This window comes from Atribacteraceae bacterium (genome assembly GCA_035477455.1).
Classification (GTDB): domain Bacteria; phylum Atribacterota; class Atribacteria; order Atribacterales; family Atribacteraceae; genus DATIKP01.
Window position 1 is genome coordinate 1 of record DATIKP010000047.1, and the last position, 9189, is coordinate 9189.

Annotated in this window: 6 protein-coding genes and 1 tRNA gene; 1 reads left to right on the top strand and 6 read right to left on the bottom strand. The window is 52.8% G+C overall.

What is annotated here, in order from left to right:
- The 5 genes from uvrA to VLH40_02720 all read right to left on the bottom strand — a co-directional run.
- A partial coding sequence (gene uvrA / locus VLH40_02700) for an excinuclease ABC subunit UvrA (protein HSV30919.1) occupies positions 1–2602 on the bottom strand: 2602 nt, incomplete at its 3' end.
- 120 nt (positions 2603–2722) lie between these two features.
- Complete coding sequence (uvrB, locus tag VLH40_02705) at positions 2723–4804, bottom strand: excinuclease ABC subunit UvrB (protein HSV30920.1); 2082 nt, start codon at positions 4802–4804, stop codon at positions 2723–2725.
- A gap of 63 nt (positions 4805–4867) precedes the next feature.
- Positions 4868–5560, bottom strand: a complete 693-nt coding sequence (coaE, locus tag VLH40_02710; GenBank protein HSV30921.1) for a dephospho-CoA kinase — start codon at positions 5558–5560, stop codon at positions 4868–4870.
- Positions 5532–6968 (bottom strand): glycogen/starch synthase, encoded by a 1437-nt coding sequence (locus VLH40_02715; protein ID HSV30922.1) that lies wholly within the window; start codon positions 6966–6968, stop codon positions 5532–5534. The genes coaE and VLH40_02715 overlap by 29 nt, the downstream gene beginning before the upstream one ends.
- Positions 6969–7017: 49 nt before the next feature.
- Positions 7018–8787 carry a 5'-3' exonuclease H3TH domain-containing protein gene (locus VLH40_02720; GenBank protein HSV30923.1) on the bottom strand — a complete coding sequence of 590 codons (1770 nt, stop codon included), beginning with the start codon at positions 8785–8787 and terminating at the stop codon, positions 7018–7020.
- A gap of 69 nt (positions 8788–8856) precedes the next feature.
- On the opposite strand from VLH40_02720, the gene VLH40_02725 reads away from it, so the two are divergent.
- Positions 8857–8944: transfer RNA gene (locus tag VLH40_02725), tRNA-Leu, on the top strand.
- Between the two features lie 33 nt (positions 8945–8977).
- Here VLH40_02725 and VLH40_02730 read toward each other — a convergent pair.
- On the bottom strand, positions 8978–9189 hold a 212-nt coding region (locus VLH40_02730; protein HSV30924.1), incomplete at its 5' end, for a hypothetical protein.

The window sequence follows — 9189 nt, forward strand, 5'->3', positions numbered from 1 at the left end:
TATTCCCACGAGTGCGGAGTTCGAATAGAATATCGAGAAGTTTCTCCACATCGGCGAAATGAAGACCGGTGGTCGGCTCATCCAAAAGATAGAGGGTTTTTCCAGTGGATACTTTACTGAGTTCCCGGGCCAGTTTGATCCGCTGAGCTTCTCCTCCTGAGAGCGTGGTCGCCGGCTGACCGAGACGGACATATCCCAAACCTACCCGTTTGAGTACAACAAGCTTGCGCCGGATCAAGGGGATATTCTCGAAAAAATGTTCGGCTTCTTCCACGCTTAAATCCAATATTTCCGCGATATTTTTTTCCTTAAACCGGATATCGAGCGTCTCTCGGGCATACCGCTTACCCTTGCACTGCTCACAGGTCACAAAGACGTCGGGGAGAAAATGCATTTCAATCTTGATCACCCCGTTACCCTGGCAAGCTTCACAACGGCCGCCCTTGACATTGAAACTGAATCTTCCCGGACGATAACCCCTCGCTTTCGCTTCCGGCAAGCGGGTCAGCAAGTTGCGGATCTCGGTGAAGATTCCTGTATAGGTAGCCGGGTTGGATCGCGGGGTACGTCCAATCGGATTCTGATCGATTTCGATAACCTTATCGAGATATTCGATCCCTTCTATGGCCTCATGGTCACCGGGTCGAACCACCGAGCGGCAGAATTCCCGGGCGAGGGATCGGTAAAGCACTTCTTCCATTAGGGTACTTTTCCCCGACCCGGATACTCCGGTCAGGCCGACCAGTAAACCCAGGGGGATCCTGACATTGAGATTTTTCAGATTATTGGCGCGGACTCCCCTGATGATGAGCCATTCTGTACCTGGTTCTTTTCGCCGGAGGGGAAGCGGCATTTCCCGTTTTCCGCTAAGAAACAGTCCGGTCAGACTCTTTTCGTCTTCCATGATCTGACGAGGCGTACCGCTGGCCACGACATACCCGCCATCCTGTCCCGCACCGGGTCCCATGTCCACCAGATAATCGGCGCTGAGCATCGTTTCGGCATCGTGCTCGATAACAAGTACCGTGTTCCCCATGTCCCGGAGATTTTTCAAGGTGGCAATTAATTTTCGGTTGTCCCGGGGATGCAACCCAATGGTTGGCTCATCCAATACGTATAATACACCGACCAATCCCGAGCCAATCTGTGTCGCCAAGCGAATCCTTTGGGATTCTCCACCCGAGAGCGAGGAGGCTCCCCGATTAAGAGTCAAGTATTCCAGTCCGACTTCGACCAAAAAACTAATCCGTGAGCGAATTTCCCGCAAAATTGGTTCGGCGATCAGTGCCTGATTACCGGAAAGAAAAAGCCGTTCGAAGGCGATTTTCAATTCACCGATCGTGAGACGGGATAAAAAACCGATCGAGCAGCCTTCGATCTTGACCGATAAACTCTCTCGCCGCAGACGGTCTCCATTACACTCCGGACAGATACGCCGCGCGAGATAGGGAGCAATCTCCTCCTGCTCCCACCAAGTCTGTGATCCATCCAGTTTTCGTTCCAGAGCAGGTACCGCGCCCTCGAAATGGACATCACCGAACAGGATAAATTGTCGATCAGCCTCGCCGAGTTCCCGAAAAGGTACCTCTAAGGAAATTCCCCGTTCATGGAGGACCCGCCGTATTTTTCTCATATATGCCCCATCTTCGTCCAGTTCTCGCCAGAACAGAACCGCCCCATCAGAGATGGTCCGGCTCGTATCGGGAACCACCAGAGCGGGATCGATAAAGTTGAGAGAACCGATACCACTGCAACGCGGGCAAGCCCCATAGGGATTGTTGAAGGAAAAAAGGCGGGGCGTAATTTCCGGAAAACTTATCCCGCAATCCGGACAGGCGAAGCTCTCACTGTACAGGCGTTCATTGAAGTTTCCGGATTTTTCCGGAACGGCGACCCGGACAATACCCTTACCATAGCGCAGAGCGATCTCGACCGAATCAGCTACCCGCCTCAGGGCCTCAGGACCAATCACCAAGCGGTCAACGACCAGGTCGATATCATGTTTTTTCTTCCGGTCGAGGTCGAGATTTTCCCATTCTTCCAGATCAATCAAAACCCCATCAACTCTGGCCCGGGCAAATCCGTTCTTCAGCATATCTCCCAAAAGCTTCCGGTATTCCCCCTTTCGGCCCCTGACCAAGGGTGCCAGCAGAAGTACCCGAGTCTCCCGGGGCAAGGACACAATATCGTCGGTGATCTGTTGAATCGTCTGGCGGGTGACCGGCCGTTCGCAGCCTGGGCAGTGGACAACTCCACAGCGGGCATAAAGAACCCGCATGTAATCATAAATCTCGGTGACCGTGCCTACCGTCGAACGGGGGTTATGTGATGCCGCTTTCTGATTGATCGCAATCGCCGGGGAAAGGCCGCTGATTTGGTCAACATCGGGCTTTTCCATCCGGTCGAGAAATTGGCGGGCATAGGAGGAGAGAGATTCCAGATATCGTCGTTGACCTTCGGCATACACCGTGTCATAGGCCAGTGACGATTTACCCGAGCCACTCAGTCCGGTAATGACCACCATCCGGTGACGGGGTATATCAATATCGACATTTTTCAGGTTGTGTTCCCGGGCTCCTATGATCGAGATTTGGTCGTTCACAAAAAATCTCCTTTGTATAAAACAGTGATGGATGATGGGTCTCGGTCTTCTGTCATTCACATTTCCGATGCCCGCGGCAGGCTGATACAGCTGGTGTATGATGATACCACCCTTTTCGACTCAGTCGAGTCGTCGTGTCCATTCTGTATCCAGTATCGTATCGTCCCGGGTTCGTTTACCGGATGGCTTCCGTTTACCTTTCGGTTTCTTCTCCCGGGAGAGTGTCTCGTTAAGTTTCATGATTTCATCCCGCAACAAGGCCGCCCGTTCGAATTCAAGATTTCGAGAGGCTTCCAGCATGTCTTCGGTTAACAGGCGTATGGCCTCATCCCGGTCGACGCGTTTCTGTTCGACCTGATCCAAAACATCGAGCACCTTTTCCGTCTCGGATGGAAAGCCGACCAGGTCGGGAATAAGATCCCGCAACTCCTTGACGATGGTCCGGGGAACGATACCGTACCGCCGATTATAGTCGAGTTGGACGATCCGGCGCCGCTCGGTCTCCAATACTGCCCGCTTCAGGGAGCCGGTCATGCGGTCGGCATAGAGAATAACCCGCCCGCTGATATTGCGGGCTGCCCGGCCGATCGTCTGAATAAGCGATACTTCCGAACGAAGAAAGCCTTCTTTATCCGCATCGAGTATGGCGACCAAGGCGACTTCAGGAAGATCTAGTCCCTCCCGCAATAGGTTAATCCCCACCAGAACATCGAACTCACCGGCCCGCAACGAGCGGATCAGCCGCGCCCGCTCCAGCGTTTCCACCTCGGAATGCAGGTAACGGACCCTGATGCCCAAATCGAAAAGATAATCACACAAATCCTCGGCACCGCGCTTGGTCAAAACGGTGACCAGGACCCGGTGCCCGTCCTTGATCGTCCTGTGGATTTCTCCAAGCAAATTTTCCACCTGACCGGAAGCCGGTCTGATTTCGACATTCGGATCGACGAGTCCGGTCGGCCTAATCAGTTGTTCGACAACGGCAGTCGAACGGGTCAATTCATAGGGACCGGGAGTCGCCGAAACAAAAAGAACGCTGGGCAACTTCTGTTCGAATTCTTCGAAACTCAACGGCCGGTTGTCGTAACTCGAGGGGAGGCGAAATCCGAAGTCCACCAAGGGTTGTTTCCGGGAACGATCCCCGTTGAGCATTCCCCGCAATTGCGGAAGAGTGACATGGGATTCATCGATAATGGTCAAAAAGTCGGCGGGGAAAAAGTCGATCAGGGTAAAAGGTGGCTCACCGGGTTGCCGGCCATCGAGGTGCCGGGAATAGTTTTCAATTCCGGCACAGTACCCAGTCTCCCGGAGAAGTTCGAGATCGTAGTTAGTTCTCCTTTGCAGACGTTCGGCTTCGGTCAGACGCCCCCGGTCCAGGAAAAAGCGGATCTGTTCCTCCAGTTCTTCAGTAATGCCCTGTAAAGCCTTTTCGAACACTGTCCGGTCAACGAGGTAATGTTTGGCCGGAAACAAATACACCTGGGGATAGTTTGTTAGGGTCTTCCCGCTGACCAGGGCGAATTCCCGGATCGATTCCACTGCGTTCCCCCAGAAAGTAAAGCGAATTCCCTTTTCCTGGTAAGGCGGAAAGACTTCCACCGTATCGCCCCGCATCCGGAAACGGCCTGGAGCGAACTCTACCTCATCCCGGTCATACAATAAATCGACCAATCTCTGAGAAAATTCTTCGCGGGAAATAATATCTCCGACGTTCACATGAAAAATTCTTTTCTCATACTCCTTCGGTGACCCGATTCCATAGATACAGGAAACCGAAGCGACAACCACCACGTCATTTCTCTCCATGAGGGCTGATGTCGCCGCCAGACGCATCCGATCGATCTGCTCGTTTACTGAGGAGTCCTTCTCGATATATAGATCATGGGAGGGCACATAGGCTTCCGGCTGATAATAATCATAGTAGCTGACAAAATACTCCACTGCGTTGTCCGGAAAAAAAACCCTCATTTCACTGAATAACTGGGCTGCCAACGTTTTATTGTGAGAAATGACCAGGGTCGGCCGGTTGTACCGGGCGACCAAGTTTGCCATCGTGAACGTTTTTCCCGATCCAGTCACACCCAGCAGGGTTTGCCGGAGCGCACCGCTGAGAAAACCGTCCGCCAGTTTCTCTATTGCCGCAGGCTGATCTCCCCCGGGGACATAATCGGCCTTGATACGGAATTGACCTTCTCTTTTCATGGGACCGCCATTCTTCCAACAAAGGGGATGAGTTACTAGATTCAATAGCACATTCCATAACCACTAGGGGGTGCCAAATCTTCCCACTTTCGGGTCGCCGGGGGAGAAAACACCACGGGGTTCCAAGTTTTTCAAGGTTTCGGCAAGACGCTCAACGGACCGTTCCAGCTCGCCAGGCGTTCCCGTATTGTAGATGATCAACTGTGATCGTTTTTGCAAGGCGGGAAGAAAGATTTGACTGTGGACCCGCCGGATCGCTTCTCTTTCCGGACATCCCTTCTCAACCAGCCTTCGGATACGAAGTTCCGGACCGGCTTCGACGAAAACCAGAATGTCCAGCAAGGGAAGGAAGCCGGCTTCTAAAAGAATCGCCCCCTCCACGATAATCCTTTCCCTGGAAGACGAGGCTGAAAGACATCGTTGGACTTGTTGACGGAGCAACGGGTGGACAAACCGGTTGACTATCAGGAGCGCTTTACGATTTCTGAAAACAAGCCATCCGATCCGAGCCCGGTCGAGGGCTCCAGTCCGGTCAAGACAGAAGCGACCCAGCATTTGGACATACATTTTCCAGATCGCCCGGCCTTTTTGGGAGAACGTTTTGACCAAGCAGTCCAGATCCAGAATGATCCACCCATGTTCGGCCAGAAGACGTGCCACCATCGTCTTTCCGGAACACATACCCCCACCCAATCCCACCACCCGGAAAGCAGGGGAGGTCCGGTTTTTATGGCGAACTGCCGCGGAGATACACATCTACATAATTTCTGACTGGGTTTTCCCAGGAAAAATCCGAACACATGGCATTGTTCATCATGGTTGTCCATAGGTCCTGCCAGCCGGTATAGATATGCAATGCCCGTTCCAAAGCATAGAAGAGATCCTCCGTCCGGTAGGTCTCGAAGAAAAACCCGGTGTTCAGGGAAGGATTGAACGGATAGTCGATAACCGTATCCAACAAACCACCTACTTTGCGGACCAGGGGCAGCGCTCCATAGCGCATGGCTATCATCTGGCTGATCCCACACGGTTCGAAGCGGGAGGGAAGCAGGTGCAGATCGGACGCTCCATAGAGAAAGCGAGCGGTCCGGTCATCGAACTTCAGGATAACTTTGATGGATGGATACTGTTTCTCCAAATCCAGCAACGTTTTTTCGTAGACAGCCTCTCCGACCCCGAGAAAGACCCAGCGGGCCGGCAGGGAAAAATAGCGGGCCGGGTCGCGCAGAATCAAATCCAGTCCTTTCTGCTCCACAAAACGGGAAATGAACGAAAGCACGGGGAAAGATCGATTCTCCTGGAGATCCCGGGGAAAATAGCGCTCCAGCAATTGAAGCCGGTTCTTCGCTTTGCCCTGTTTTTCATCCGCGGAAAACGGAAAATCCAGGCAGGGATCCCGGTTTGGATCATAGGTTTCGACGTCGATCCCATTGACGATGCCAATGATCCGCTTACGTATCGAAAGTGCCCGGATCAAACCGTCCAAGCCTTCACCGAATTCCGGAGTGGTGATTTCCCGGGCATAAGTCGGGCTTACCGTGGTCAAACAATCCGAGAAAATCAGACCTGCTTTGATCAGGTTGATGTTCCCAAAAAATTCAAGATATTCATGGGTAAAAAATTGCCCGGGCAGATTCACCAGTCGAAACAGATCGCCGCTTCCTATTCCCTGATAGGCCAGATTATGAATCGTAAAAATCACCTTATCCGGCTTGTGGAGAATGGATGGCCAATACATCTTGACATAGGCGCACAGGATGGCCGATTGCCAGTCATGACAGTGCAAAACACATTTTTCATCCTGGAAACGGACGATATACTCAAACACCGCTCGGGAAAAAAAAGTGAAACGACGGATATCGTCGAAATAACCATACAATTTTTCCCGGTCAAACAGGCTCTCTCCATCGACGGCGATGATTACCCGGTCTTCCTGTCGGCACTTGTAAAACTTAGCCCGGGTCATACGGTCTCCAAAAGAAAAATCGATAGTGCGATCCTCCTCGAAGGAAGAATCGTCCAGTATATTCCGATAGGCGGGCAGAAAAAGCTTCACCCGAAAACCGTAGGCGGGAAGATACTTTAACAGAGCTCCGACGACGTCTCCCATTCCCCCGCTTTTCACAAACGGAAGCGCTTCGGAAGCCACCAAGACGATGTCCATCGTTTTCCTCCCATATCAATTAGACGGCAGATGGGTACCTAACCGACCTCTATTCCCGTGCGTCAACCGGCTCCTCTTTTGTGAAAACTTGTAACGAAGCGCGCAGTGGCTCTTCCCGTGCCAAGTTGAAAAAAAGGCCGGCAGTGGAGAAAGCTTGCAACAGTGAAGCGGAATTAGTGAACACGCCTTCAAGTCGGTCTTCCTCGCAGGTAAAGAAGAGTCCGTTCTCCGAAGTAAAGACCCGTTTAGCCCCGGCTTCATAGAGAAAAACCCCAACGATTCGTTCGAGCTCGTTTCGGCACAGTGCCTCCCGTATGGCGCTCAAACCCTTCCCGCTTTCCGAATCAGCCCTGGCTACAAATCTTGCTCCATAAAGGGTTAGACTCATCCGGAATCCATCCCGTTCTTCACCGGTGCTCTCCTCCTCCGGTCCCCGGTCGAGAAGGGCAGCGAAATATCTTTTCGGAAAGACAATCAACGCGGGGGAAGGCCGGAAACGGAATAGGGGAAGACTGGAAAGATCGGTCATACCGGTAAACGGAGAAGGGGAAAGATAGAGTTCCCGGATATCATTTCGGTTCGTCTCGGTCAGGAATCGTTTCAGCAAGGGAACCTCCACTCTCCGGTAGATGGCAAAAAGAGCCGGATTGTCTTCCAGCCATTGCCGCGATAAAGACAAAAAAGGAGCCAAGGCGACCATGAGCCCGGGAAGATTCTCCTTCTCCTCAGCGATCAGGCGTTCTACCGTGCGCATCAGACATGGATGAGTCAGAAACAGCGCGGTTTGGGCATTGACAAATCGGGTGGCGTCAGCGCCGTCGAGTTCGTCAAGTAGCGCTTTTCTATTCTCGGGCAAGGGATAAACGAAGAACCGGTAGGCTTCCCGGCACGTGAGTTTCTGCTCGTTCCCGGAGCCCCGTTGACCGGCCCCGGATCCGGTTCGGGAGGGCCGCAGGCTGAACAAGCGATCCTTCGCCTTACGAAACTCGAGCTGTACGAGCTTCTCAACCAGTTCGTCCCAGTGAACCTGTGTCCGGTCCCATTGTCCGAAGTCGACCTTCAGCGGAAGGTTGGTCAGGATCGTGGCCAGTTTACGGTTTTCCACAACAGTTCCCCGGTAGTCCTCCACCGCTTTTCGGAGGCGAAGAGGCAGGTCGTCCAGATGAGAGAGGATCCCTTCCCAATCGTTGTAATCACGAAGAAGGCGGACGGCGGTTTTTTCCCCGATTCCGGGGATACCGGGAATATTGTCCGAGGGATCCCCGACCATGCTGATCAGATCAACCACCTGTCGAGGGCTGACTCCCATATCCCGAAGGATGGCTTCCACATCGAGTCGTTGCCAGGCACTTAATCTCCTCACCGTACGCAGGAGAACAGTTCGATCGTCGACCAACTGCATCATGTCCAGATCCGAGGTCAGGATGGATACCGGAGCAATGCGAGCCGCCGGGTCTCTCAGGCTTCCGATTATATCGTCGGCTTCGTACCCCGGTTCCTCGAGACAGTCAAAACTTAGGAGACCGATGATTTCCCTGATGTCCTGAAACTGAAGCTTTAGTTCGTCCGGGGTTGGTTTCCGGTGTGCTTTGTATGCTTCACTGATCGAGTGGCGGAAGGTTTTCCGGGGAAAATCAAAAGCCACCAGCACCGTGTAGGGATCCAGGCCTTCGATCACTTTCCAAAGCATCGTATAAAAACCGTACGTCGCTCCGGTCGGGTGCCCGGCACGGGTTTCGAACCTGGGAAGAGCGTAAAAAGCCCGATAGGCAAGGGAATAGCCATCGATCAGGACGATATTTTTCTTCTCCGGTGGCATTTGATCACCTTCTGTCGGGGTTTCTGTTGAAAAAATCTTAGGTATTGACTATACTACTTTCTGGATTGTGCCGAAGTGGCGGAACAGGCAGACGCACTAGACTCAAAATCTAGCGGGCCCTGCGCCCGTGCGGGTTCGACTCCCGCCTTCGGCACCAACTCCCAGCCAACAAACTCATAGGCTGTAAGCATCACATTTCTTCGGGGTGGGGTTCAACATAGAAACTCACACCGACACCCCCCTGAGAAGCTGGAAAGTCCCCAGGACCCGGAACAATGGAAACCTGGTCCGGTGTAACCCGGATTTCCAGGACCTCGGTTTCTCCTGCCCGCTCAGCTTCGATTCCAGCCTGACGGGCAAATATCATTTCCAGAAAACGGGTGATTTTTCCCTGCATTTCCT